At 59.6% G+C, this 25113-nt stretch carries 24 protein-coding genes; 12 read left to right on the top strand and 12 right to left on the bottom strand.

What is annotated here, in order from left to right; all coding sequences use genetic code 11:
• Positions 1-3 precede the first annotated feature (3 nt).
• Positions 4-1614, top strand: a complete 1611-nt coding sequence (locus QN399_RS00235; protein WP_322217532.1) for an ATP-binding protein — start codon at positions 4-6, stop codon at positions 1612-1614.
• A gap of 1 nt (position 1615) precedes the next feature.
• Here the strand turns inward: QN399_RS00235 and QN399_RS00230 are convergent, their stop codons facing one another.
• Together QN399_RS00230 and QN399_RS00225 are read right to left on the bottom strand one after the other, a co-directional pair.
• Positions 1616-2344, bottom strand: coding sequence for a 4'-phosphopantetheinyl transferase (locus tag QN399_RS00230; RefSeq protein ID WP_322181142.1), 729 nt, complete (start codon positions 2342-2344; stop codon positions 1616-1618).
• A gap of 232 nt (positions 2345-2576) precedes the next feature.
• Positions 2577-3365, bottom strand: a complete 789-nt coding sequence (locus tag QN399_RS00225) for a dienelactone hydrolase family protein (RefSeq protein ID WP_322181140.1) — start codon at positions 3363-3365, stop codon at positions 2577-2579.
• A gap of 183 nt (positions 3366-3548) precedes the next feature.
• On the opposite strand from QN399_RS00225, the gene QN399_RS00220 reads away from it, so the two are divergent.
• From QN399_RS00220 to QN399_RS00210, 3 genes are all read left to right on the top strand, one after another.
• Positions 3549-3812: a hypothetical protein gene (locus QN399_RS00220; protein ID WP_322181137.1), complete on the top strand. Its 264-nt coding sequence runs from the start codon at positions 3549-3551 to the stop codon at positions 3810-3812.
• A gap of 126 nt (positions 3813-3938) precedes the next feature.
• Positions 3939-4616, top strand: a complete 678-nt coding sequence (locus QN399_RS00215) for a response regulator (protein WP_322181135.1) — start codon at positions 3939-3941, stop codon at positions 4614-4616.
• Positions 4613-5959, top strand: coding sequence for an ATP-binding protein (locus tag QN399_RS00210; RefSeq protein WP_322181133.1), 1347 nt, complete (start codon positions 4613-4615; stop codon positions 5957-5959). Before QN399_RS00215 ends, QN399_RS00210 begins: the two co-directional genes overlap by 4 nt.
• Before the next feature lie 50 nt (positions 5960-6009).
• On the opposite strand, the gene QN399_RS00205 is transcribed toward QN399_RS00210, so the two are convergent.
• Positions 6010-7008: an AraC family transcriptional regulator gene (locus tag QN399_RS00205; protein WP_322217531.1), complete on the bottom strand. Its 999-nt coding sequence runs from the start codon at positions 7006-7008 to the stop codon at positions 6010-6012.
• A 341-nt stretch (positions 7009-7349) separates the two neighbouring features.
• On the opposite strand from QN399_RS00205, the gene QN399_RS00200 reads away from it, so the two are divergent.
• Entirely contained in the window at positions 7350-8705 is a 1356-nt protein-coding gene (locus QN399_RS00200; RefSeq protein ID WP_322181129.1) for a dicarboxylate/amino acid:cation symporter, read from the top strand.
• A gap of 171 nt (positions 8706-8876) precedes the next feature.
• Positions 8877-10058, top strand: coding sequence for a CaiB/BaiF CoA-transferase family protein (locus QN399_RS00195; RefSeq protein WP_322181127.1), 1182 nt, complete (start codon positions 8877-8879; stop codon positions 10056-10058).
• Between the two features lie 170 nt (positions 10059-10228).
• Here the strand turns inward: QN399_RS00195 and QN399_RS00190 are convergent, their stop codons facing one another.
• Both QN399_RS00190 and QN399_RS00185 read right to left on the bottom strand, forming a co-directional pair.
• The gene (locus tag QN399_RS00190) at positions 10229-10723 is read right to left on the bottom strand and encodes a SprT family zinc-dependent metalloprotease (protein WP_219063952.1); all 495 of its coding nucleotides are present in this window, start codon (positions 10721-10723) and stop codon (positions 10229-10231) included.
• 136 nt (positions 10724-10859) lie between these two features.
• Positions 10860-11462 carry a Yip1 family protein gene (locus tag QN399_RS00185; protein WP_322181124.1) on the bottom strand — a complete coding sequence of 201 codons (603 nt, stop codon included), beginning with the start codon at positions 11460-11462 and terminating at the stop codon, positions 10860-10862.
• Positions 11463-11747: 285 nt separating this feature from the next.
• Here QN399_RS00185 and ttcA point away from each other — a divergent pair, with 285 nt between their 5' ends.
• A complete protein-coding gene (gene ttcA, locus QN399_RS00180; protein ID WP_322217530.1) occupies positions 11748-12572 on the top strand; it encodes a tRNA 2-thiocytidine(32) synthetase TtcA in 825 nt (274 codons plus the stop codon).
• An 87-nt stretch (positions 12573-12659) separates the two neighbouring features.
• On the top strand, positions 12660-13331 hold the full coding sequence (locus QN399_RS00175) for a DNA-3-methyladenine glycosylase I (RefSeq protein ID WP_322181120.1): 672 nt from the start codon (positions 12660-12662) through the stop codon (positions 13329-13331).
• Positions 13332-13363: 32 nt separating this feature from the next.
• Here QN399_RS00175 and QN399_RS00170 read toward each other — a convergent pair whose 3' ends face one another.
• The 3 genes from QN399_RS00170 to arsC are packed head-to-tail and all read right to left on the bottom strand — an operon-like array spanning position 13364 to position 14728.
• The gene (locus QN399_RS00170; protein ID WP_322217528.1) at positions 13364-13780 is read right to left on the bottom strand and encodes a DUF2069 domain-containing protein; all 417 of its coding nucleotides are present in this window, start codon (positions 13778-13780) and stop codon (positions 13364-13366) included.
• Complete coding sequence (wrbA, locus tag QN399_RS00165) at positions 13773-14378, bottom strand: NAD(P)H:quinone oxidoreductase (RefSeq protein ID WP_219063947.1); 606 nt, start codon at positions 14376-14378, stop codon at positions 13773-13775. Before wrbA ends, QN399_RS00170 begins: the two co-directional genes overlap by 8 nt.
• Positions 14375-14728, bottom strand: a complete 354-nt coding sequence (gene arsC / locus QN399_RS00160) for an arsenate reductase (glutaredoxin) (RefSeq protein WP_330200363.1) — start codon at positions 14726-14728, stop codon at positions 14375-14377. The genes wrbA and arsC overlap by 4 nt, the downstream gene beginning before the upstream one ends.
• 115 nt (positions 14729-14843) lie before the next feature.
• Here arsC and QN399_RS00155 point away from each other — a divergent pair, with 115 nt between their 5' ends.
• Positions 14844-15311 (top strand): TlpA disulfide reductase family protein, encoded by a 468-nt coding sequence (locus tag QN399_RS00155; RefSeq protein ID WP_322217527.1) that lies wholly within the window; start codon positions 14844-14846, stop codon positions 15309-15311.
• A 106-nt stretch (positions 15312-15417) separates the two neighbouring features.
• Here the strand turns inward: QN399_RS00155 and QN399_RS00150 are convergent, their stop codons facing one another.
• From QN399_RS00150 to QN399_RS00135, 4 genes are all read right to left on the bottom strand, one after another.
• Complete coding sequence (locus tag QN399_RS00150; RefSeq protein ID WP_322181110.1) at positions 15418-15822, bottom strand: META domain-containing protein; 405 nt, start codon at positions 15820-15822, stop codon at positions 15418-15420.
• Positions 15819-16256 carry a hypothetical protein gene (locus tag QN399_RS00145; RefSeq protein WP_322181108.1) on the bottom strand — a complete coding sequence of 146 codons (438 nt, stop codon included), beginning with the start codon at positions 16254-16256 and terminating at the stop codon, positions 15819-15821. Before QN399_RS00145 ends, QN399_RS00150 begins: the two co-directional genes overlap by 4 nt.
• A gap of 42 nt (positions 16257-16298) precedes the next feature.
• Positions 16299-17288: a 2-hydroxyacid dehydrogenase gene (locus QN399_RS00140; protein ID WP_322181106.1), complete on the bottom strand. Its 990-nt coding sequence runs from the start codon at positions 17286-17288 to the stop codon at positions 16299-16301.
• Positions 17289-17374: 86 nt separating this feature from the next.
• Positions 17375-20128: a response regulator gene (locus QN399_RS00135; RefSeq protein WP_322181104.1), complete on the bottom strand. Its 2754-nt coding sequence runs from the start codon at positions 20126-20128 to the stop codon at positions 17375-17377.
• A gap of 310 nt (positions 20129-20438) precedes the next feature.
• Between QN399_RS00135 and cysM the strand changes: the two genes are divergently transcribed.
• The 3 genes from cysM to relA all read left to right on the top strand — a co-directional run bounded on the left by cysM (position 20439) and on the right by relA (position 25101).
• The gene (gene cysM / locus QN399_RS00130) at positions 20439-21341 is read left to right on the top strand and encodes a cysteine synthase CysM (protein ID WP_322181102.1); all 903 of its coding nucleotides are present in this window, start codon (positions 20439-20441) and stop codon (positions 21339-21341) included.
• On the top strand, positions 21341-22696 hold the full coding sequence (gene rlmD / locus QN399_RS00125; RefSeq protein WP_330200362.1) for a 23S rRNA (uracil(1939)-C(5))-methyltransferase RlmD: 1356 nt from the start codon (positions 21341-21343) through the stop codon (positions 22694-22696). The genes cysM and rlmD overlap by 1 nt, the downstream gene beginning before the upstream one ends.
• A gap of 161 nt (positions 22697-22857) precedes the next feature.
• Positions 22858-25101, top strand: coding sequence for a GTP diphosphokinase (gene relA / locus QN399_RS00120; protein ID WP_322217522.1), 2244 nt, complete (start codon positions 22858-22860; stop codon positions 25099-25101).
• Positions 25102-25113: the final 12 nt, after the last annotated feature.

Raw genomic sequence — 25113 nt, 5'->3', positions numbered from 1 at the left:
GCCATGAACTCCATCTTCCTGCGTATCTACGGCGGCATGCTCGGTGTGTTGGTGCTGGTGGCGTTGCTCGGCGTGCTGGCCCTGCACCTGGTCAATCAGGTGCGCGGCGAGCAGTACCGCGAGCGCCTGGCCCACGGCACCTTCACCCTGATGGCCGACAACCTGCAACCGATGAACGCGATTGATCGTAATCGTTCGCTGGCGGTCTGGGAGCGTTTGCTGGGGATTCCGTTGACCCTGCAAACACTCAGCGAAGCCGGTCTCGACAGCGGTGACCATAGTCGCCTGCTGCGTGGGCAGGTGGTGGTCGAGCAAACTGGGCCCCATGCAGCCAAGGTGTACCGACTGGTCAGCGACGCGGAACCGTGGGTGTTGACCGGGGAGGTGCAGCAAATCAGTGAACAACTGGCGCGGGCGACGATTTATCTGCTGACCGACGAACTGGTGCGCTTCCCCATCGATGAACAACCCAGTCGCCTGGCCGCCTTGAAGCGGGACAAGGGCTTTGGTTTCGACATCAGTCTGATCCGTCTGGAGCAGGCTGATGTCGATGAGGACCAGCGACGTCGGGTCGATGAAGGCGATACCGTGATGGCGCTGGGCAAGGGTGGTGATTCGATCCGTGTGTTCGCCGGCATGGTCGGCACGCCGTGGGTCCTGGAGATCGGTCCCCTTTACCAAATGAACCCTTACCCGCCTGAGCTGCTGGTGCTGATTGCGTTTCTGGGCCTGTGTTTTATCGGGGTGGTGGTTTACTTGTTGGTACGTCGGCTTGAGCGCCGCCTTTTAGGCCTGGAATCGGCCGCCACCCGCATCGCCAAGGGCAGCCTGGAAACCCGCGTGCCAACGGCCGGGGCTGACTCGGTTGGGCGGCTGGCGGCAGCGTTCAATGGCATGGCTGAGCATTTGCAACGTTCACTGGCGATGCAGCGAGAGCTGGTACGTGCGGTCTCCCATGAACTGCGTACGCCGGTGGCGCGTTTGCGCTTTGGCCTGGAAATGATCGGCCAGGCCTCCACGCAAGAGGCTCGGGATAAATACAGGCTCGGCATGGATAGCGATATTCAGGACCTCGACAAGCTGGTGGACGAGATGTTGACGTACGCGCGATTGGAGCAGGGTTCGCCGACCCTTAGCTTTCAGCGCATCGATCTGGATGCGCTGGTCAATCAGGTGATCGCCGAGCTGGCACCGTTGCGCGCCAATGTCGCGGTCACGCGCGGGCAATGCCTGGCGGCGTCTGATAACGACGGGGCGTGGGTCGAGGCTGAGCCACGCTATTTGCATCGGGCCTTGCAGAATCTGGTGAGCAACGCCATGCGTCACGCCGAATCCAGGGTCAGCGTCAGTTATCAGGTCGGTCAGTTACGCTGTCGCATCGACATCGAGGACGACGGCCCCGGCGTCCCGGAAAGCGCTTGGGAGCGGATATTCACGCCCTTCATGCGTCTGGATGACAGTCGCACCCGGGCGTCGGGCGGGCATGGCCTGGGCTTGTCGATCGTTCGTCGAATCATTTACTGGCACAACGGTAGGGCGTTGATCAGTAAAAGCAAAAATCTAGGCGGTGCTTGCTTCAGTCTGGCTTGGCCGCGCCAGCAGGAAAAGCCCTGAGTCACAGGGCCGCGACGCTGACCAGACTCAGCAATTTGCCATTGTCCACGCGAAATTGCGCGTCCAGCTCTGTGCCGTTGCGCCACTCGCTGGACAGGTCGATCTGCAAACGCAGGCGGGCACTGCCACTGTCTGACCACTCCAGCAATTGCGCGTCTTTGAAGTAGAAACGCTTTTGCACGAGGGGGTAGATCGCCTTGAACAGGCTCTCTTTCGCAGAGAAAGTCAGGGTAACCAGCAGTGCAATCTGCGCATCCGGGCCTGCGGCCATGCGTTGCAATTCGTCGTCAGTCAGAATCTCCCCGGCCAGGCGCTGGGCGCGCTTGTGGTCGAGCAGGGGTTCCATGTCCAGGCCCAGGCCGCGCCATTGCTGCTGGTGGCCGACAATGGCCGCCGCCCAGCCGTGGCTGTGGGTAATCGAGCCCCGGACATCTGCTGGCCAGACCGGCGCGCGGTCCTCGCCGATGCTGGGTACATAGTGCCGGCCGTCCAACTGCTGCAAGGCTTCCCGAGCGCAAAGACGTCCCGCCAGAAACTCGGCCTGACGCTTGGCGACGGAGCGCTGAATACTGTGGGGCGACTCGATCAGGCAACGCTGAAAATCGCCATCAGCCAGATGGTGCGGATGGAACACGCCACTGACCAGGATCACGCCGGGCAGGGCTTGGGGCAGCGGCCAATGAGTGTCGAGTACGGGGCAGCAGGCGGGGAGTACAGGGGGTTGAGTCATGCCTTGCATTTTGCCGTGTCGGAGGCGGGCTGGGTAGGGGCACAGATTAATTGAACTGCGCCCCAGAAGTTGGACACCCATCCGATCTCTGGTGTGTGTCGCTGGGGCTGCGTCGGGCATAGATTAATTGTAGGAGCGGACTTGTCCGCGAAGGCGGTGTGCCAGATACACCGCGTTAAGTTATTCGCAGGCAAGTCACCCACATTAGATTGAGGCTGACAGGATCAAGTACTCAACCAAACACTTTCTTCAAGAATGCTTTCATGTCTGCCCACGAGCTCTCGTCGGCGGCTTTGTTGTAGCCGATGTCGGGGGCATGGTCGCCGTGGCTCAGGTGGTCGGCGTCGGGGTTGGTGAAGCCGTGTTTGGCGCCATCGATGCCGACGAATTTATAGTGGGCACCGGCTTTGTCCATTTCCGCTTTGAAGGCGATGACGCTGTCCGGGGTGACCATGCTATCGCTGTTGCCATGCTCAATCAGGAGTGGCGCCTTGACGCTGCCGGGGGTGGCCGGTGATTGGGTCGACAGCGCGCCGTGGAAAGACACCACGCCGGCCAGCGGTTCGCCACGCCGGGCCGCATTGAGAACCACCGCGCCGCCGAAGCAGTAACCAATAGCGGCGATCTTGGCCGGATTGGTTTGCGCTTGTTTTTTCAGCTGTTCAAGCCCTGCATCGAAACGCTTGGCCGAGGCTGCGCTGTCTTTGGTCGCCTCCTGCATGAACGCCATGGCGTCCGTTGGGTGCTCGGTGTGCTTGCCTTCGCCGTACATGTCGATGGCCATGGCGCTGTAACCCAGTGCCGCAAGGTCGCGGGCGCGGCGTTTGGCGTATTCGTTCAGGCCCCACCACTCATGCACCACCAGGACCCCGGGGCGCTGACCCTTGATTGCGTCGTCGTAGGCGTAATAGCCGATCAGTTTGGTGCCGTCAGCACTTTGATAGTCGATGGTTTCAGTCTTGATCGCGGCCTGAGCCAGCCCGGCCAGGCTCATCATGATTAACGCAGTCCAGAAACGCATGGTGGGTTTCTCCTGTGATCGATAGGGAAAGTAGATTACGTCAAAAGAGCCTAGACGATTGTTCGGCCTTAGAGGTGGTGGGTCCGTTCAGCTTAAGTTCAGGCCGCGTTCAGTGGGGGTTCAGGGCCCGGTGATTAGTCTTGTGGCGTACCCCAACAGCGCCCGGCGCAAGAGGACATTCCCATGCTCACCTTAAATAAGCTCTTTTTTGCGTTGGCTTTTCTCGGCGGCAGCGCTACCGCACAGACCACTGACGGTACCAGCAAGCTCGTCCAGGGCAAGACCGGCGGGAGCGTCGATGCATACGGCGCCTATCTGGGAGCCGTCGCGGGTCACTATTACTCGAGTTATCCCAACGTCTCCGGTACGCATAACGGTATTCAGCTGAGCCAAGCCATCTTGCTCGGCAGCTTTGACCCTGGCCTGCCCTCCAACTACATCTTTTAACCGTTAACAGACTGGCGCTGGACATTTTTCGCCCAGCCCGCACACTTAACAGGCGAGGCGCTGTTCAACCGGTCATGTTGTATTTGCCTTAATCTTGAGAGGAATGATTTTGCCTGGGAGAGCCTCATGAAACTGCTGGTGGTTGAAGATGAGGCATTATTGCGCCATCACTTACAAACCCGATTGGCCGAGAGCGGCCATGTGGTCGAGGCCGTGGCCAATGCCGAGGAAGCACTGTACCAGGCGGGACAGTTCAACCATGACCTGGCGGTGATTGACCTGGGTTTGCCGGGCATGGGTGGGTTGGACTTGATTCGCCAACTGCGCTCCCATGGCAAGGCATTTCCGATTCTGATCCTCACGGCCCGTGGCAACTGGCAAGACAAAGTCGAAGGGCTGGCCGCCGGGGCGGACGACTATCTGGTCAAGCCGTTTCAGTTCGAAGAACTGGAGGCGCGGCTTAATGCCCTGTTGCGCCGTTCCAGCGGTTTTATCCAGTCGACCATCACCGCCGGGCCCTTGCTGCTGGACCTGAACCGCAAGCAGGCCTCCCTCGAAGAACAGCCGCTGGCGTTGACGGCCTATGAGTACCGGATTCTTGAATACTTGATGCGTCACCATCAGCAGGTGGTGGCCAAGGAGCGCTTGATGGAGCAGCTCTACCCCGACGATGATGAGCGTGATCCGAACGTGATCGAGGTGTTGGTCGGACGCTTGCGCCGCAAGCTGGAAGGCTCGTTGGGTTTCAAGCCTATCGAAACGGTGCGCGGTCTGGGGTATCTGTTCACTGAGCGCTGCCGATGATCCGTTCGCTGCGGCTGCGGTTGATGATGGCTGCCGCGCTGTTGGCGGTGATCTTCATGCTGGCGCTGTTGCCCGCGTTGCAGGGCGCCTACAGCCTGGCCCTGCAGGACTCCATTGAGCAGCGCCTGGCCTCGGACGTGACCACGATGATTTCCGCGGCCCGGGTCGAGGACAATCGTTTGTTGATGCCCCTGCTGTTGCCGGGCGAGCAATTCAATCTGTCAGACAGCCGCCTGTTCGGTTATATCTACAACCGTAATGGTGAGTTGGTATGGCGTTCGCGTGCCACCGAACTGGCAGGTATCGATTATCGCCCGCGTTATGACGGGACGGGGAATCAGTTCGGTAAAATCAAGAACGCCAAGGGCGATGAGTTTTTCGTCTATGACGTCGAAATCAAACTGCTCGGTGGCAGAAACGCAGCGTTCAGCATCGTCGCTTTGCAGCCGGTGCACGAGTATCAGGTGATCATTTCCGCGCTACGCGAGAAACTCTATCTGGGCTTCGGTGCGGCCCTGGTGGTTTTGCTCGCATTGCTCTGGATGGGCCTGACCTGGGGCCTTAAAGCGTTGAGGGGATTGAGTCAGGAGCTGGATCAGGTCGAAACCGGCGAGCGGGAAAGCCTGAGTGAGGAGCACCCCCTGGAGTTATTGCGCCTGACCGGCTCACTGAACCGCCTGCTACTCAGCGAACGCGAGCAGCGCATCCGTTACCGCGACTCGCTGGGCGACTTGGCCCACAGCTTGAAAACGCCGCTGGCGGTGCTGCAAGGCGTCAGCGAAACCATGGCCAAGCGTCCGCAAGACCTGGAGCAGGCACGCCTCCTGCAATCGCAGATCGAACGCATGAGTCAACAGATCAGTTACCAGTTGCAGCGCGCCAGCCTGCGCAAAAGTGGCCTGGTGCGGCACCATGTGGTGTTGCGGCCGGTGGTCGAAAGCCTGTGCAATACCCTGGACAAGGTCTATCGCGACAAGCAGGTCAACGTCTGCCTTGATCTGCCCGACGGATGCCAAGTGGCGATGGAGCAGGGCGCTTTGCTTGAAATGCTCGGTAATCTGCTGGAAAACGCCTATCGCCTCTGTTTGGGCCGAATACGCATCAGCCTGCGCGCATCGCTGTCCGGTGACGAGTTGTGCGTCGAAGACGATGGCCCCGGCGTGCCAGAGAGTCAGAGGGCGCGGATTCTAGAGCGTGGTGAGCGGCTGGATCGGCAGAATCCGGGGCAGGGCATTGGCCTGGCTGTGGTCAAAGACATCATTGAAAGCTACAACGCTCGCCTGACCCTGGAGGACTCTCCTTTGGGTGGCGCCGCATTCCGGATTCATTTTCCGGCCAGATGAAGCGTCCTGCCGCATTCGCGAATGGCTTCACGCCTCCATCATGCGAACCGTCAGACCTCCTGAGCCCGGTAAGCCCCGGGTGTCAGTCCGGTCCACTTCTTGAACGCGCGATGAAAGGCCGACGGCTCGGAAAAACCGAGCTGTTCGGCAATCTGCTGCAATGACAGGTCGGCGCGGCTCAAGTGATAAATCGCCATGTCGCGGCGCAGTTGATCCTTCAACCCCTGAAAACTCGTGCCTTCTTCACGCAGATGCCGGCGCAGGGTCTGTGGGCTGATGTGCATCTGCTCGGCGACGCCGTCTAGATCGGGCCAGCGGTTGCAGTCACGACTGAGCAAGCGTCGCAGCTGATTGCTCAGGCTGTCGCCATCGTCGGGACGGGCCAGCAGATCGGCGGGCGAGCGTTCGAGAAAATGCTTGAGCGTGCGTTCGTCCTGCAGCAGCGGCATGCTCAGGTAGCGTGCGTGAAACAGCAGACTGCTGGTCTCGGCGTTGAACAGGATCGGGCACGGGAACAGCAGGTCATATTCGCCGCTGTGCTCCGGCCTGTCATAACTGAATGTCGCGTGCTCCAGGCGGATGCGCTGGCCGATCAGCCAACTGCCGAGCCGGTGCCAGATCACCAGCAGGCACTCGCTGAGAAAATGGTCCGGGTCGCGCAGTGCCGAGTCGTCCAGGCTCAGCCGCGCCCAATCCCCTTCTCGACGCAAGCTCAGGCGCGGCGCGTCGGGGAACAAGCCATAAAACAACAGACCGCGTGCGAGTGCCTTCTCCAGGCTGCGACAGTGAATCAGCGCATGGCACATCATGGCGAATGTGCCGCGCTTGCTCGGGCCATGGCCGAAGCCCATGTATTCATCGTCCATTTGCTGCCAGACCAATTGAATCAGGCGAGCAAACTGTTCCGGAGCGATGCGGGCACGAGGCTCGCTCAACAGCTCAGACTGGATCCCCGATTGTTGCAGCAAGCTCGAACAATCGATGCCACGTCGTTGCATGCCACCGAGAGCAGCGCGGGCGAAGTGACTGGCGATCGTACGTTGGCGCATAAGGTGCTCATCCTGGGAACGGCCGATGGTAGTCATCGCACGGGCAACGGACAAGGCGGATACCCGCCAATGCAGGGGGTATTTTTGCGGTATATGGCGGAAATCCGCCATGTTTTCAGCTATTACCAATGTGTAAGGTGCGTCATAGCTTACGGGGTAGTTGATCTAGAGCGGTTTTGTCGAAAGTGGCACGCGCCCTGCAATAATACCGGTAGAGATTTGCGAAGGGGCTGCCCGCGCAACTCGCCAAAACAAATCCCTCCAGTGCAGGAGGGTTAGCGCTTTATGGCGTCGCACGCATCAGATGGATGATGACCGGCGATGCTCTTGAGGAACTTGCAATGACGACTCGTCAGCCGCTGTATAAATCCCTGTATCTCCAGGTCATCGTAGCCATTGTCATTGGCATTCTGATCGGCCACTTCTACCCTCAAGCCGGTGTGTCGCTCAAGCCGTTGGGTGACGGGTTCATCAAACTGATCAAAATGATCATCGCTCCGATCATTTTCTGCACGGTCGTCAGCGGTATCGCTGGCATGCAGAGCATGAAGTCAGTCGGTAAAACCGGCGGTTATGCGCTGTTGTACTTCGAAGTCGTTTCTACCATCGCGCTGCTGATCGGTCTGGTCGTGGTTAACCTCGTTCAGCCGGGTGCTGGCATGCACATCGACGTGGCGACGCTGGATGCTTCCAAGGTCGCGGCCTACGTTGCTGCAGGCGCTGACCAGAGCATCGTCGGCTTCCTGCTCAACGTTATCCCAAGCACTATCGTTGGCGCTTTTGCGACGGGCGATATCCTGCAAGTACTGATGTTCTCGGTGATCTTCGGTTTTGCCTTGCATCGCCTGGGTGCCTACGGCAAACCGCTGCTCGACTTCATCGATCGTTTCGCCCACGTGATGTTCAACATCATCAATATGATCATGAAGCTGGCTCCGCTGGGTGCTTTTGGCGCGATGGCTTTCACCATCGGCGCTTACGGTGTCGGTTCGCTGGTGCAACTCGGTCAATTGATGCTGTGCTTCTACATCACCTGCGCACTCTTCGTACTGATTGTGCTGGGTGGTATCGCTCGCGCTCACGGCTTCAGCATACTCAAGTTGATCCGCTACATTCGTGAAGAGTTGCTGATCGTGCTGGGCACGTCTTCTTCGGAGTCCGCTCTGCCGCGCATGCTGATCAAGATGGAACGCTTGGGCGCGCAGAAGTCGGTTGTCGGTCTGGTTATTCCGACGGGTTACTCCTTCAACCTGGACGGTACTGCGATCTACCTGACCATGGCTGCCGTGTTCATCGCCCAGGCGACCGACTCCCACATGGACATCACTCACCAGATCACCTTGTTGGTGGTGTTGTTGCTGTCCTCCAAGGGCGCAGCCGGCGTTACCGGCAGTGGCTTCATCGTGTTGGCCGCCACCCTGTCCGCCGTTGGCCACTTGCCAGTTGCCGGTCTGGCGCTGATCCTGGGTATCGACCGCTTCATGTCTGAAGCCCGCGCACTGACCAACTTGGTCGGTAACGCTGTTGCGACTTTGGTTGTGGCCAAGTGGGTTAACGAGCTGGACGAAGACAAGCTGCAAATCGAACTGGCTTCCGGTGGTCGCGGGATCTCCAACACAGGTCCAGAAGATGATCTGGGCGTGAATGAAGGCCCGATTCCAGCGACGGTATCCAGCACCGCGCCTAAAACTGCATAACGCGGCGCAGGTATAAAAAAACCCATCTTCGGATGGGTTTTTTTATACCTGCCGATTGATCGAATCAGTCAGCGACGATGAGTGGCGCGGCCATTGAAGGGTGGCTCGTGGTTGCTTACTCTGAAGGCCTCAGGTGTAAGGTCTGGTTACAGAACTGCTAAGGGAGTAAGCATGCAAGGGCCATTGTCATCGCTCAAGATTCTCGATTTTTCCACCTTGTTGCCGGGACCGTTCGCTTCGTTGCTGCTCGCCGACATGGGGGCCGACGTATTGCGCATCGAATCGCCGACGCGCATGGACCTTCTGAAACTGTTGCCGCCTCACGATCACGGGACGTCAGCCAGCCACGCCTACCTCAATCGCAACAAGCGCAGCCTCGCCCTCGACTTGAAGCAACCGCAGGCGCTCGAGGTGATCCGCCAGTTGGTGGCTGAATACGACATCGTGCTCGAACAGTTTCGACCGGGTGTCATGGCACGCCTGGGGCTGGGCTACGAGGCGTTGAAGGCGATCAACCCGAAACTGATTTATGTGTCGATCACCGGCTATGGCCAGACAGGCCCTTATCGGGATCGCGCCGGGCATGACATCAACTACCTTGCACTGTCGGGCATCGCCAGCTACACCGGGCGCCTGGACAGTGGTCCGGTGCCGTTGGGCATTCAGGCGGCGGATGTGGCGGGAGGGTCGCTGCATGGAGTGGTGGGTCTGCTGGCCGCCGTGGTCGCACGCCAGCAAACCGGGCTCGGGCAATATGTGGATGTCAGCATGACTGACTGTGTGTTCAGTCTGAATGCCATGGCCGGGGCGGGTTATCTGGCGTGCGGTGTGGAGCCGGCCCGGGAAAGCCAGATGCTCAATGGCGGCAGTTTTTATGATTATTACTGCTGTCGAGATGGCCGCTGGTTCTCCGTGGGCAGCCTGGAACCCGCGTTCATGCAACCCTTGTGCGTCGCGCTGGGTCGCCCGGAGTTGGCCGCGCTCGGCCTGTCGTCGAGCCCCGAGGTGCAGGCCTCATTGAAGGACGAGCTGAAAATTGAATTCGAGAAACGCTCTTTTGAAGAGCTGCGCGCGTGCTTTGCCGGTCTGGATGCGTGTGTCGAACCGGTGCTGAGCGTTGCCGAGGCAATCGAGCATCCACAATTACAGGCGCGTGAGCTGGTCTGCCAAGTGCCCCGTGAAGACGGCAGCTTGCAGGCGCAGATGGCCTGCCCGCTGAAGTTCTCCGACGGCCTGCCCGAGCCCCGGCATATCGGTGCGACGTTGGGTGCGCACAGTGAGGAAGTGCTGGCGGGGTTGGGTTACAGCGCTGAGCGGATCGCTGAATTGCGGGCGGCGGGGGTTATTGCCTGACCGCTTTCGCGAGTGAACTCACCCACACCGCCTGCACACAGGCGCAGTTCAAAGCCCGTGCCGGGCTTGTTCGCAGACAAGTCAGCGCCTAAAAATAATGTTCTATTTCAAATGGTTATGGGTTTTTTGATAGGCGAGAATGGCTGTGCGCGGAGTACCTGGCTCTCTCATCACTCGACCCGCACTTCTCCACTGAACACCAAGGTCTCCCGGCAGCGACGGCACAAATAGCGTCGGCCTTTCCCGACCAGCAGGTGGCGCTGGGCGGAGAACGGGAAATCGCTGTTTGCGCAGGGGCAGCGGTAGATGTAGCGGGTCATGCGGCGACGTTTGATCGCGTAAGTGTGGCAGCGATTGGGCGGGAGTTCGTATACCCCGCGCATGATCAATTGCCATTCTTCGCCGTGGGGCTGAATACGCTCGCCAAACAATTGATGGGCGATCAAGTGCGCGACTTCGTGGGCGACCGTCTGCTTGAGAAAATCTTCACTGTTTTCCCGGTACAGCTGCGGGTTGAAGCGCAACAGATTCTCGTGCAGATGGGCAACACCCGCTTTTTGACCGCGCAGCTTGAGGCTGACCACCGGCCGTTTGAAGGGGCGTTTGAAAAAGGCTTCGGCTTGCTGATAACAGACTTCGACGCGGGTATTGAGCTGCTCGGGCATTCTTAAAGGCTCTCCAGAGGTGGCCAGTATGCCGTAAAGCCCTGGCCTGCCGAAAACTGAAGGCGCCCAATGGTCATGGTTAAACGCATGAGCCGCCTCAAAGGCGGCTCATGGTCAACGGTTAACCGTCAGTCAGTCAGTTAGTGTATTCAGGCCCTACACCGACGCCCCACAGGACGACGGTGAACGCCATGATGGCGACCAGCACCACCAGGCCCACGGCCAATACGGAGCTTGAGAACATGAAGCCCTCATCGGAAGGGATGTTCATGAACGTCGGCAAGCCGACGTATAGCAGATAAACCGTGTAACAAACGGCCGCGAGGCCGACGATCATTCCCAGCCACATATGCGGATACAGGGCCGCCAGCCCGCCAATGAACAGCGGTGTTGCGGTGTAGGTGGCGAAGGCGACACAGCGCGCCAGGCTCGGACTGGCGTCGTACGTGCGCGCCATCCAGTGGATGAATGCTCCCATGACGGCCACGCCAGCCAGCATGGCAATGTAGGACATGATGGTCATCCACAGCGCGCTTACGGGGGTCAGCATGACCGCCGCTCGACTGCCAATCACCCAGCCCACCTGAGTGGTGCCGATATAAGCCGAAACTGCGGGAATCGCCGCAAGAATCAGGGTATGCGTGAGGTACATGTGGCCGATGCTTTCTTCTTTTTCGCCACGTATTTGCTGCCATTCTTGATCAGGATGGGTGAACAGTCCGATAACGTGATGGATCATGCCGGTCACTCCTTTTTGTTTTACCGTCGCCCCCCAGCGGAGCGCCTGTCGGGCCTAAGTGCCACGGCAGGTGTAAGGCCACAGCCTCGATACAGGAATGGGTGCGACCCTATGACGCAGTATAGGAAGGGAAGACGCAGCCCTTTAGAGTAAATTGTGCTCGAGAGACTGCTGTTAATCGCAATGCGCTATTTGAGTGCCAACAATAAATCGGCATGCGCCTATGATCCTTGTCGCGTAAAATGCCGGCCTTTTACCGAGTCATCGTTAGCGGATATCTGCGCCATGGGCACCCTTTCAGTCAATCAGAACAAACTGCAGAAACGTCTGCGTCGGCTCGCGGGCGAAGCAGTGGCCGACTTCAACATGATTGAGGAAGGCGACAAGATCATGGTGTGTCTGTCGGGCGGTAAAGACAGCTATACCCTGCTTGATGTGCTGCTGCATTTTCAGAAAGTGGCGCCGATCAAATTCGATATCGTCGTTGTCAACATGGACCAGAAACAGCCAGGCTTCCCCGAGCATGTGCTGCCTGCGTACCTCGAGGCGTTGGGTGTGGAGTACCACATCGTCGAAAAAGACACCTATTCGCTGGTCAAAAAGCTTATCCCCGAAGGCAAGACCACGTGCTCGCTGTGTTCGCGCCTGCGCCGTGGCACGCTGTACACCTTTGCCGATGAAATCGGCGCGACCAAGATGGCGCTGGGGCATCACCGCAACGACATCATCGAGACCTTTTTTCTCAACCTGTTCTTCACGGGCACGCTCAAGGCCATGCCGCCCAAACTGCGGGCTGACGATGGTCGTAATGTGGTGATTCGTCCGCTGGCGTACTGCAACGAGCGTGATATTCAGGCTTTTTCCGATCTGAAAGCGTTTCCGATCATTCCGTGCAACCTCTGCGGTTCTCAGCAAAACCTGCAGCGTCAGGTGGTCAAGGACATGCTGTCGGAGTGGGAACGCACGACCCCAGGCCGTACCGAAAGCATCTTCAGTGCGTTGCAGAACGTGCAGCCGTCGCAACTGGCGGACCGTACTCTGTTCGACTTCGCCAACCTGCGGATCGATGAAACCGCAGCCTCGCGCTTCGTCAATGTCGTGAACCTCTGATCGATCTCGACACTCTGTTCTATTTGCTGCCTGACACCTGGCCTCGGCGAGATGTCAGACCTCTATCAATTGTCAGTAGGAAAGGGCATGCGCGATTACAAATGGCTTCATGAATATTGCCTGAACCGCTTTGGCTCGGCCTCGGCGCTTGAAGCACATCTGCCCGTGCCCAATTCCCCGGCGCAACTTCGCGCAATCAGCAATGACCGTTACCTGTCGGCCCTCGCCCGACGGGTGTTTCGCGCCGGCCTCAAGCACAGCCTGGTAGACGCCAAATGGCCGATGTTCGAAGAAGTGTTCTTTCGCTTCGATCCCGAGAAGGTCGTGCTGATGGGCGCCGAGCACCTGGAGCGCCTGATGCAGGACGCACGAATCATTCGCCATTTGGGCAAACTGAAAAGTGTGCCACGCAATGCGCAGATGATTCTGGACATCAGTAAGGAGAAGGGCAGCTTCGGTAATTTCATCGCCGATTGGCCAGTGACCGATATCGTCGGCCTGTGGAAGTACCTGGCCAAACACGGGCATCAATTGGGCGGGATGTCAGCGCCGAGTTTTCTGCGCATGGTCGGCAAGGACACGTTCATCCCGACCTACGACGTGGTCGCCGGGCTCAACGCACAGGGCATCATCGACAAAGTGCCCACCAGCCTCAAGGACCTCGCCACCGTGCAAGGTGCGTTCAACCAGTGGCACGCAGAGAGTGGGCGGCCGATGTGTCAGCTGTCGTTGATGCTGGCGTATACGGTCAACCACTGACATCGCATCAAGCCATTCGCGATGACGGTCTGTCAGACGGCGCCTTCCCCCGCCAGCTTGCGGTTGTACTGAAAACGCCAGCGCACATACAGCAACGCGCTGACGAACACTGCCAGACTCGCAAGCATCTCCAGTGCACCGAACAGGCTGCGGTTCGGGTCGTAAACGGCCAGTGCGCCTTTGATGAAGTACAGGTTGATCACAAAGCAGGTCCACGAATGACCGCGGGCGCTGCCGCTGATCATGCCCGGAGCGAGCAGGATCAGCGGCACCAGTTCGATGAGCAGGATCACCCAAGGGCGCGCGCCATGCAGGTCGGCAAAGATCAGGTAATACGCGGCCAGCAGCAGGATCAGGCCGAAAAAACAGATCAGACTGGCGATCCGGCTCAGGCGCACTCGCGGCTCCAGCCATTCCAGCGCGGGCAGGACTTTAGGCTTTTTAGCCACGAGGCGTCTCCAACAACAAAGCGGTTTTAGCCAGGCGCTGACCGAGCGCGCGACACAGGGTGATTTCGTGTTGATCCAGCGCGCGTTTACCGTCGGCACCGGCATGGTGACTGGCGCCGTAAGGCGTGCCGCCGCCGCTGGTTTCCAGCAACGCGGCTTCGCTGTAGGGCAGGCCTGCGACCAGCATGCCGTGGTGCAGCAACGGCAATAACATCGACATCAGCGTGGTTTCCTGGCCGCCGTGCAGGCTGGCAGTCGACGTGAACACGCTGGCGGGCTTGCCCACCAGGGCGCCGGTCAGCCACAGGGTGCTGGTGCCGTCGAGGAAGTATTTCAGCGGCGCGGCCATGTTGCCGAAGCGCGTCGGGCTGCCCAGGGCCAGACCGGAGCAGTTTTTCAGGTCGTCGAGACTGGCATATAAGCAGCCTTGCTCGGGGATGCTGGGCGCGACCGCTTCGATTTCGGACGAAATCGCGGGCACGGTGCGCAGACGTGCTTCCATGCCACCCAACTCGACACCTCGGGCAATCTGCCGAGCCATCTCGCTGGTCGAGCCGTTGCGGCTGTAGAACAAGACCAGGATGTACGGGGCACTCATGCCAGGATCTCCAGCACGCTTTCTGGTGGACGGCCAATGACGGCCTTGTCGCCCACCACCAGAATCGGTCGCTCGATCAACTTGGGGTGGGCGGCCATGGCGGCGATCAGTTGCTCGTCGCTCAGGCTGGCGTCCGCCAGGTTCAGGGCTTTGTATTCCTCTTCACCGGTCCGCAGCAGCTCCCGGGCGCCGATGCCCAGCTTGCCCAGCAGATCGCGCAATTGCGCGGCGTCTGGCGGGGTTTCCAGGTAGCGGATGATGGTCGGCGTCAGGCCGCGGGCCTCAAGCAGTTCCAGCGCACCGCGAGATTTCGAGCAGCGCGGGTTGTGATAAAGCGTCAGATCGGTCATTTGCGGGTCGCATCTTGCGTAAGGTGGCGGCTATTCTACCTGTGTGAGGTCCGCTCCTGAACCTTGGGCGGTGATTGGTCGCAGTTAAAGTGAATCTCTGGATAAGGAAGGGCACATGACAAGGCGATTGGCAGCGATAGCAGCGCTCATCGGCAGTTTGCTGCTCAGTGGTTGTGGCGCAGACCTGGGGCCTGATCAAAACGGGCAGAAGGTTGCCAGCGAGCGTGTCGACAAGCATTGGCTGGTGATCAATTACTGGGCTGAGTGGTGTGGGCCATGCCGGACGGAGATCCCGGAACTCAACGCGTTGGCCGATCAGCTCAAAGACAGGCAGGTGAGTGTGTTCGGGGTCAACTTCGACGGCCTGCAAGGCGAAGACCTGAAGTCCGCCACTGCCGCGCTGGGTATCACCTTCACTGTCCTGGCTCTGGACCCGGCCGAACGTTACGACCTGCCCCACAGCGAAGCGCTGCCGGTGACGTACATCATTGATGACAAGGGCAAGGTGCGGGAGCAATTGCTCGGCGAGCAGACCGCAGCCGGTGTGAGTCAGCGGTTGGCGGTATTGCGGGGCGAGGGGTAACGCAGGTCAGTCACCGCGAGCCGTTCGCGAATGAGTTCACTCCCACAAGGCTGGAGACCTCTGCGAGAGTGAATTCATTCGAGAAGGCGGTACAGCCGCTATTAAATCAGCTGTCTTCCAGCCAAAACCGTAGCGGTTTTCCTTCGGCAGGCCAGAGGCGCAGTTGGTCGATCGGCGAGATGTCCCAGCGCTGCACTTTGGTCAGTGCGTCGAGGAAGCGTTGTTCTTGCTCCATCAGGGCGGGCGCGCACATCTTGCGGGTGCTGCCGACCATGCCGAAGCTGATCGTGTCGTCCTCCACCGTATACGGCGCGAACCAGTGGTTGCAGCCTGCAGTGCCGTAGGCACGACCGTCCTCACCAAGGGTCATGGTCAGGTGGCTGCGGTCGATCAGCGGATTTTCACCGATCCATTCCAGCATGTAGCCCCGATCACGTGTCAATTCTACCGGCTTGGCGGCGCAGCCCATCAGGGTGCTGCCGAGCAGGCCAAACAGGACGGCGCGAATCATGCGGCTTTCTCCTGGCATTTCGGGCAAAAGTGCTTGTCACCTTCGGTTTTCCAGCCCAGCTCGGCAATGCGAGCGGCGGCAGCCGGCTTTTGTGCTTTGATGCCGAGCTTGGCATCGACCGCGAACTCGACGTTCAGCTCGGTCGCGCAACCGTTGCAACTGGCCTTCCACTGATGAATCGCCAGTTCAGCGAAGACCGGACCCTGCGCCACCGCGACCCATTGGCCGCGAGGGTTGATCAGGTGCCGGACTTTTTCCACGGTCAGGCGCATGGACAAGTCCTTGCTCCCTTTGAGCGTGACCAAAAGCACGTCATCCGCGTGGATCGAGCCGCCGTTGCCGGTGACTTGATAACGACCGGGGGCCAGCGCGCGGCATTCGATCAGCGTGTGTTGTGGGTTAAACAGGGTGTAGCGGAAATCGTGTTCGACCATGGGTCCTCCAAATCTGCGCGCATCCTATCATGCAGCCTGTTATTAACCCTCGACCAGATTCTGCGGCGAACCCTCGGCCCAGGCGGCAATATTGTCCAGAGTGGTCTGCGCAATGGCTCCCAGCGCTTCGCGGGTCAGAAAAGCCTGATGAGCGGTAACGATCACGTTGGGAAACGTCAGCAGGCGAGCCAGCACATCGTCCTGCAGTGGCAGGTCGGAACGGTCTTTGAAGAACAATTGCGCTTCTTCTTCATACACATCCAGCCCCAGATAACCCAATTGCCCGCTTTTTAGCGCTTCGATCAGCGCCGGTGTGTCGACCAGCGCGCCGCGACCGGTGTTGATCAGCATCGCACCGGGCTGCATCTGCGCCAGGGACGTGCTGTTGATCAGGTGTTTGCTGTGCGCGGTCAGCGGGCAGTGCAGGCTGATGATCTGCGCCTGCGCCAGCAAGTCCGGCAAACTCAGGTAGCGCGCGCCCAAGGCTTCGACCTGCGGATTAGGGTAGGGGTCGTGAGCCAACAGCGTGCAGCCGAACCCGGACATGATCCGGGCGAAGGTCGCGCCGATCTGCCCGGTGCCGACGACGCCCACGGTTTTACCCACCAGATCGAAGCCGGTCAGCCCATGCAGGGTGAAGTCACCGTCGCGGGTGCGGTTGTACGCACGGTGCAGATGACGGTTAAGGGCCAGAATCAAGGCCACGGCATGTTCGGCCACGGCGTGCGGAGAGTAGGCCGGCACGCGCACGACCTTGAGCCCGAGGGCGTGCGCCGTTGCCAGGTTTACATGGTTATAACCCGCCGAGCGCAAGGCGATCAGGCGCGTACCGCCTGCGGCCAGTTGTTCGAGTACGGGCGCGCTGAGGTCGTCATTGATGAAGGCACAGACCACTGGGTAGTGGTTGGCCAGGGCAACCGTGTCCAGATTCAGGCGTGCCGGTTGGAAATGCAGATCCACACCCGCCGGTAAACGGGCCGCGAGAAAGCTTTCGCGGTCATAGTTCTGACTGCTGAATAAAAGGATGCGCATAAAATCTCCTTGTGGCGATGCTCCCTTGCAGGAGCCCGCTTGCCCGCTATAACGTCAGAAGGACGTTCATGCAAACGGATCACCCTTCAAGCGGTCACTCGTGCTTCGACGGCCAGCCGTGTGATAGCCATGTCCAGTTCGTCGAGGGCGGCGTTGGCCTCGGGTGCATCCTGCTTGAGTAAGGTTTCACTGCGTTGACAGGCTGCGCGCAGTTGCGGCACCCCGCAATAACGGGTTGCGCCATGCAGGCGATGGACCCTTTCGATCAGTGCCAGTTTGTCGTGGGCATCGCGGGCATCGCGGATGGCGTCACGGTCGGTGTCCAGCGAGGCCAGAAGCATCGCTAGCATGTCCGCTGCCAGGTCAGGCTTGCCCGCTGCCAGGCGCAAGCCTTCTTCAGGGTCGAGCACCTGCAGGTCGATGCCGTGATGTGTGCTTTCGCTGTGACGTTTCGGCACATGATTGCGCAGTGCCAGACCGGTCCATTTGAGCACCACTTGGGCCAATTGCCGCTCACTGATGGGCTTGGTCAGGTAGTCGTCCATGCCGCTTTGCAGCAGGGCGCGCTTTTCGTTGGCCATGGCATGGGCGGTGAGGGCCACGATCGGTAGCGAAGTACTCTGCTGTTCGACCTCCCAGGCCCGGATCGTTTCAGTGGCTTGGCGCCCGTCCATACCGGGCATCTGTACGTCCATCAGCACCAGATCGAAGGTTTCTTTCTGTATCGCCTTGACCGCGGCATAGCCGCTGTCGACGGCCAGCACTTTGGCGCCCATGTCTTCAAGCAGTGTTTGCACCAGCAACAGATTGGCCGGGTTGTCATCGACGCAGAGCAAGTGCGGTGGCCGACTGGACAGGGGGGTAGAGGTATCGATGCGCTGTTGTTTGGGGCTGATCAGTTCGGACAGGCTGCGCCGCAGCTTGCGCGTGCAGGCCGGTTTTACCTGTAACTGGCTGTGGGCGTTGGGCACGGCCAACTGGAATTGCGCCTGCTCGGTGGTCGGGCACAGCACCAGGACCTTGCAGCCGAGGTTTTCAAGGTCCCAGATATGCTGGCGCAGCCGTTCGGGCGGCAGTTCGTGGGCGGTGATGCCCAGCACCGTCAGGTCGATAGCCTGTGCTGTTTGATACGCAGCAGTGACCCCGTTGATCAGGCTTTCCAGGTTGTTGAAAACCACCGCTTCCAGACCGCAATCTTCCAGCTGGTGCTGCAAGGCCTGACGTGCGAGTTCATGATTTTCCAGCACCGCGACCCGACGCCCGAGAAGGGGTGGGGATGGCAGGTCTTCCAGGTCATCGCGGGCTTTGGGCAGGTTCAGGCTGATCCAGAACTCGGAACCTTCACCCGGCGTACTGTCGACCCCTATTTCGCCGCCCATTTGCTCGATCAGTCGTTTGGAAATGACCAGTCCCAACCCGGTGCCGCCCGGTTGCCGCGACAACGAATTGTCTGCCTGACTGAACGCCTGAAACAGCGACCGCACGTCTTGGCTGGACAGACCGATGCCGGTGTCCTGCACGCTGATGCGCAGTTGCACGCTGTCTTCTTGCTCATCTTCGAGCATGGCGCGGGCGACGATGGTGCCTTCGCGGGTGAACTTGATCGCATTGCTGACCAGATTGGTCAGGATCTGCCTGAGCCGCAGCGGATCTCCGAGCAGCGACAACGGTGTGTCGCGGTACACCAGGCTGACCAGTTCCAACTGTTTGGCATGGGCGGCCGGGGCAAGGATGGTCAGGACATCCTGCAGCAGGTCGCGCAGGTTGAACGGAACGCTGTCGAGCACCAGCTTGCCGGCTTCGATTTTCGAAAAATCGAGAATCTCGTTGATGATGCCCAGCAGGTTGTCGGCAGATTTTTCGATGGTGTCCAGATAATCCAGTTGGCGCGGGGTCAGCTCGCTTTTCTGCAGCAGATGAGTGAAGCCGAGAATGCCATTGAGCGGGGTGCGAATCTCGTGGCTCATGTTGGCGAGGAATTCGGATTTGATCCGGCTGGCCTCAAGCGCTTCTTTGCGCGCCAGGTCCAGCTCGATGTTCTGGATTTCGATGGTTTCCAGATTCTGCCGCACGTCTTCAGTGGCCTGATCGATGCTGTGCTGCAATTCTTCCTGGGCATTCTGCAAGGTCGCGGCCATGCGGTTGATACCGGAAGCCAGCTCATCCAGTTCCAGGCTGCCCAGTGGCGGTAGGCGTGTTTCAAGATTGCCGTCTTTGAGTTGCGCCACCGCCAATTTGATCCGGCTGATCGGCTCGTTGATGGTTCGGCTCATGCGGATCGCCACAATCGCAGTCAACACCAACCCCGTAACGATCAGTAGCAGACTGGCGAACAGGCTGCGATAGCCGCGCAACAAGGTCCCGTTATGGGACAGCTCCAGCTCGACCCAGCCGAGCAGACGGTCGGCCTCCTCAGGGATCAGAGCACCGCTCAGGTGGCGCTGGCGACCGAACACCGGCAGCAGATAGCGGGTGGCGTCGTTCCCGGAACGCTGCAGCAAGTGAGTGCTGTTGCCGATGGGGGACGGGTTGATCATGCTCGGCCCGGCATGGGCCAGCAGATCGCGGTCGGGGCCAAGAAAGGACACGGCGCGCACGTCTGTTTGCTCCAGCGCCTGCCCGGCGATGCGTTCGAGCAGCGCGCGGTCGCTATGGCCCAGCGCCGGGGCGGCCAGCGGTGCGAGTTCTTCGGCGATCATTTCACCGCGTTGCAGCAGCTGGCTTTGCAGGTCGGACAGTTGCATCCAGGTGAAGTAACCGCCCAACACCACTGCCATCAGCAGAGCGGGGACAATGGTCAACAGCAGCACACGGCCTTTGATACCCAGCTTTTTCAGCACGCTATTTCTCCAGCAGCCACGCCACTTTGTTCAAGACCGCATCCAGCGATCGATATTCCGGCAGTGTAGCGAGTTGCTCGCGGGCAATCTCGGCAAATTACCCACTTCTACGTCGGCCCAAATGGGAAGGCACGCTCTAGGCAGCCACCACGGTCGGCTGTTTCATTCGCGAAGGCTATTTATATAACGCAGCTGAGCCCGTATTGACTGCTTATATCTTTTCGCCCTATGCAGCGCACTTTGCGTGATATGGGGTTTAGGCGTTTGCCGTTATGATAGGCGCCCCCGCAGTCTGGATTGCGAAGACGTCATGACCCTGCAGTATCAAACCATCGCCGACTGCGTCGGCAACACCCCGCTGGTCCGTTTGCAGCGCCTGCCGGGTGAGACTACTAATACCTTGCTGTTGAAGCTTGAGGGCAACAACCCTGCCGGATCGGTCAAGGATCGCCCGGCGCTGTCGATGATCACTCGCGCCGAATTGCGCGGGCAGATCCATCAGGGCGATACCCTGATCGAAGCGACTTCCGGCAACACCGGCATCGCGCTGGCCATGGCCGCCGCGATCAAAGGCTACCGGATGATTCTGATCATGCCGGATAATTCCAGTGCCGAACGCAAGGCGGCGATGACCGCTTATGGCGCCGAGCTGATTCTGGTCAGCAAGGACGAGGGCATGGAAGGTGCCCGCGACCTGGCTGAACGCATGCAGGCCGAAGGCCGTGGCAAGGTGCTCGATCAATTCGCCAACGGGGATAACCCGGAAGCGCATTACGTCAGCACCGGCCCGGAAATCTGGCAGCAGACTGGCGGCACCATCACCCATTTCATCAGTTCCATGGGCACCACGGGCACCATCATGGGTGTTTCGCGTTACCTCAAGGAGCAAAACCCCAAGGTGCAGATCATTGGTCTGCAACCGATGGACGGGGCCTCCATCCCCGGTATCCGTCGTTGGCCGACAGAATATCTGCCGAAGATCTACCAGGCCGACCGTGTCGACCGGATCGTCGATATGGCCCAGGCCGAAGCCGAAGACGTCATGCGCCGACTGGCCCGCGAAGAAGGCATTTTCTGTGGTGTGTCGTCCGGTGGTGCCGTTGCCGGGATGTTGCGCTTGTCCCGCGAAGTCGAGAATGCAGTCATGGTCGCTATCATTTGTGACCGAGGCGACCGTTACTTGTCGACCGGCGTCTACGATGTGCCTAACTGATGGCTAAGCAAGAGAGAGGCCTGCGCTTCCAGCCCACTGGCGGCACAAAGGTGCCCCAGGTGCCGACTGGGAAGAAGCAGCGGTTGACCATCGAGCGCCTGGCCAATGACGGACGCGGTATCGCATTCATCGAAGGCCGCACTTGGTTTGTGGCCAGCAGTCTGGCCGGTGAAGAGGTCGAGGCGCGGGTACTCAACGCCCACGGCAAAGTCGTGGAAGCCCGCACTGAGCGTGTATTCCAGCCCAGTCCTCTGCGCCGGCCGTCACCCTGCGTGCATTTCGGTCGGTGTGGCGGTTGCAGCGTCCAGCATTTGCCCCATAGCGAACAGCTTGCCCTGAAACAGCGCATGCTCGCCGAGCAGTTGACCCGGGTTGCAGGTGTCGAGCCTGAAGAGTGGGCAGCCCCCTTGACCGGTCCAGAGTTCGCCTACCGACGTCGGGCGCGCATCGCCGTACGCTGGGATGCCAAGGCCAAACGGCTTGATGTGGGATTCCGGGCCGCGGCCAGTCAGGACATCGTCGCCATCGACGAATGCCCGGTTCTGGTACAGGCCTTGCAACCTATCATGACCGAGTTGCCGGCCATGCTGCGTCGTTTCAGCAAGCCGCAGGTCGTCGGGCATGTCGAGTTGTTCAGCGGTTCGTCGACGGCGGTGCTTCTGCGCCATACCGCGCCGTTGGCCGAGGCCGATCTGGCGACCTTGATCGCTTTCTGTCAGACCCACGATGCCCAGCTTTGGCTGCACGGCGAGGGTGAGCCGCAACCGGTCGACCCGAGTCAGCAATTGGGCTATCGACTGGAACCGTGGAATTTGCAATTGGCCTACCGGCCGGGGGATTTCATTCAGGTCAACGCCGCGGTTAATGCCGCGATGGTTGCGCAGGCATTGGAATGGCTGGCGCCCACGGCGGACGAGCGGGTTCTGGACCTGTTCTGTGGGCTGGGTAACTTCGCTTTACCATTGGCCCAACAGGCCCGTGAAGTGGTGGCGGTAGAAGGCGTTGCGACCATGGTCGAACGTGCCACGGGTAATGCAATGAGCAATGAACTGCACAATGTGCAGTTCATTCAGGCCGATTTGATGCAGCCGTTGGCACACGCGAGCTGGGCCGAAAACGGCTTTTCTGCGGTACTTTTGGACCCCCCGCGTGACGGTGCTTTTGAGGTGGTGCGCAAGCTGTCGACATTAGGTGCCAAGCGGTTACTTTATGTTTCATGTAACCCTGCAACTTTAGCGCGCGACACGGTCGAATTGATCAAGCAGGGCTATAGATTAAAACGCGCCGGAATTCTCGATATGTTCCCGCAAACGGCTCATGTCGAGGCGATGGCTTTATTTGAAGCGAGTAAGTGAGCGACACGGCTTAAGGAAATGAGTCAGCCGCTCACAGGGAATCTCGTTTAATCCGACTGGACCGCGGACGCACAGCCCTTGCCTGCCCAGCAAGGAGCGTTTGCTCAAGAAGCCCAGCGACTGAAGGCGCTTTTTATCGCGCCGTAGGGAAGGTAAGCAACATGGTACAGGTGAGAGCGCACCAGCCGATCAACACCGATGGCAGTATCAATCTTGATGCATGGCTCGATCATATAGTCAGCGTTGACCTTGCATTGGACCGACAGGCCTTGAAAGAGGCTTGCGAGTTTGCCCGCCATGCCGAGCAACAGGACAACGCCTCAAAGAATTTATGGGCAGAAGGGGCCTCCAGTTTCCAGTCTGGCCTGGAAATCGCCGAGATCCTCGCAGATCTCAAGCTCGATCAGGACTCACTGGTCGCTGCCGTGATCTACCGTGGCGTGCGCGAGGGCAAGATCCCCTTGGCGGACGTCAGTCAGCGTTTTGGTCCGACAGTGACTAAACTGATCGACGGCGTGCTTCGCATGGCGGCGATCAGTTCCAGTCTGAGCCCTCGCGAGTCGTTGGTGATGGGGTCTCAGGCCCAGGTAGAAAACCTGCGCAAGATGCTGGTGGCGATGGTCGATGACGTGCGCGTCCCGCTGATCAAGCTGGCCGAACGCACCTGCGCGATTCGTGCGGTCAAGAATGCCGACGAAGAAAAGCGCAACCGCGTGGCCCGGGAAGTGTTCGACATCTATGCGCCACTGGCGCACCGCTTGGGTATCGGGCACATCAAATGGGAGCTGGAGGATTTGTCCTTCCGCTACCTGGAACCCGAACAGTACAAACAGATTGCTAAATTGCTGCATGAGCGCCGCCTTGATCGCGAGCGTTTTATCAGCGAGGTCATGGGCCAACTGGAAAACGAACTGCTGAGTACCGGGGTGAAAGCCGATATCAGCGGTCGGGCTAAACACATCTATTCGATCTGGCGCAAAATGCAGCGCAAGGGTCTGGAGTTCAGCCAGATCTACGACGTGCGTGCCGTGCGCGTGTTGGTGCCTGAAATCCGCGACTGCTATACCGCGCTGGGCATCGTGCACACGCTTTGGCGGCACATCCCCAAGGAGTTTGACGACTACATCGCCAACCCCAAGGAAAACGGCTATCGCTCGCTGCACACTGCGGTCATTGGCCCCGAAGGCAAGGTGCTGGAAGTGCAAATCCGCACCCACGCCATGCACGAAGAGGCAGAGCTGGGCGTATGCGCGCACTGGCGCTACAAAGGCACCGACGTCAAATCCGGCTCTAATCAATACGAAGAGAAAATTTCCTGGCTGCGGCAGGTGCTCGAGTGGCATGAAGAGCTGGGTGATATCGGCGGATTGGCAGATCAACTGCGGGTCGATATCGAGCCCGACCGGGTGTACGTGTTCACCCCGGATGGCCATGCCATCGATCTGCCCAAAGGCTCGACGCCGCTGGACTTCGCTTATCGGGTGCACACCGAAATCGGTCACAACTGCCGTGGCGCCAAGATCAACGGGCGTATCGTGCCGCTCAACTACAGCCTGCAGACCGGTGAGCAGGTTGAGATCATCACCAGTAAACACGGTACGCCGAGTCGCGATTGGCTGAACTCGAACCTTGGCTATATCACCACCTCGCGGGCGCGGGCGAAGGTCGTCCACTGGTACAAATTGCAGGCGCGTGACCAGAACGTCTCGGCGGGTAAAACCCTGCTGGAGCGTGAACTGGCGCGCGTGGGATTGCCACAGGTGGATTTCGACAAATTGGCCGAAAAAGCCAATCTGAAAACCGCCGAAGACATGTTCGCCGCTCTGGGTGCTGGCGACCTGCGTCTGACGCAGCTGGTCAATGCTGCGCAGCAACTGGTCGAGCCGGAACGCGGCAACGAACAACTGGAGCTGATCCCGCGCAAAGCCACCGGCTACAAGCCCGGCAAGCGTGGCGATATCCAGATTCAGGGCGTCGGCAACTTGATGACGCAAATGGCCGGTTGCTGCCAACCGCTGCCCGGCGATGCCATTGTGGGCTACATCACGCAGGGCCGTGGCGTGAGCATTCACCGCCAGGACTGCGCGGCAGTGCTGCAGCTGGGCAGTCGCGAGCCGGAGCGGATCATCCAGGTCAACTGGGGCCCGGTGCCGGTGCTCACCTACCCGGTGGACATCGTCATCCGTGCCTATGATCGCTCCGGTTTGCTGCGTGACGTTTCTCAGGTTCTGCTCAACGAGCGGATCAACGTGCTGGCGGTCAATACCCGCTCGAACAAGGAAGACAACACCGCGCTGATGTCGCTGACCATCGAAATTCCGGGCCTGGATGCGCTAGGACGACTCCTGGGGCGGATCTCCCAGTTGCCGAACATCATCGAGACACGGCGTAACCGCACACCCTGAGTACTTGCAGCT

Source organism: Pseudomonas sp. 10C3 (assembly GCF_036346185.1).
GTDB lineage: Bacteria > Pseudomonadota > Gammaproteobacteria > Pseudomonadales > Pseudomonadaceae > Aquipseudomonas.
Note: the sequence above shows the minus strand (reverse complement) of the source record. Positions and strands in the feature narration are given on the sequence as shown.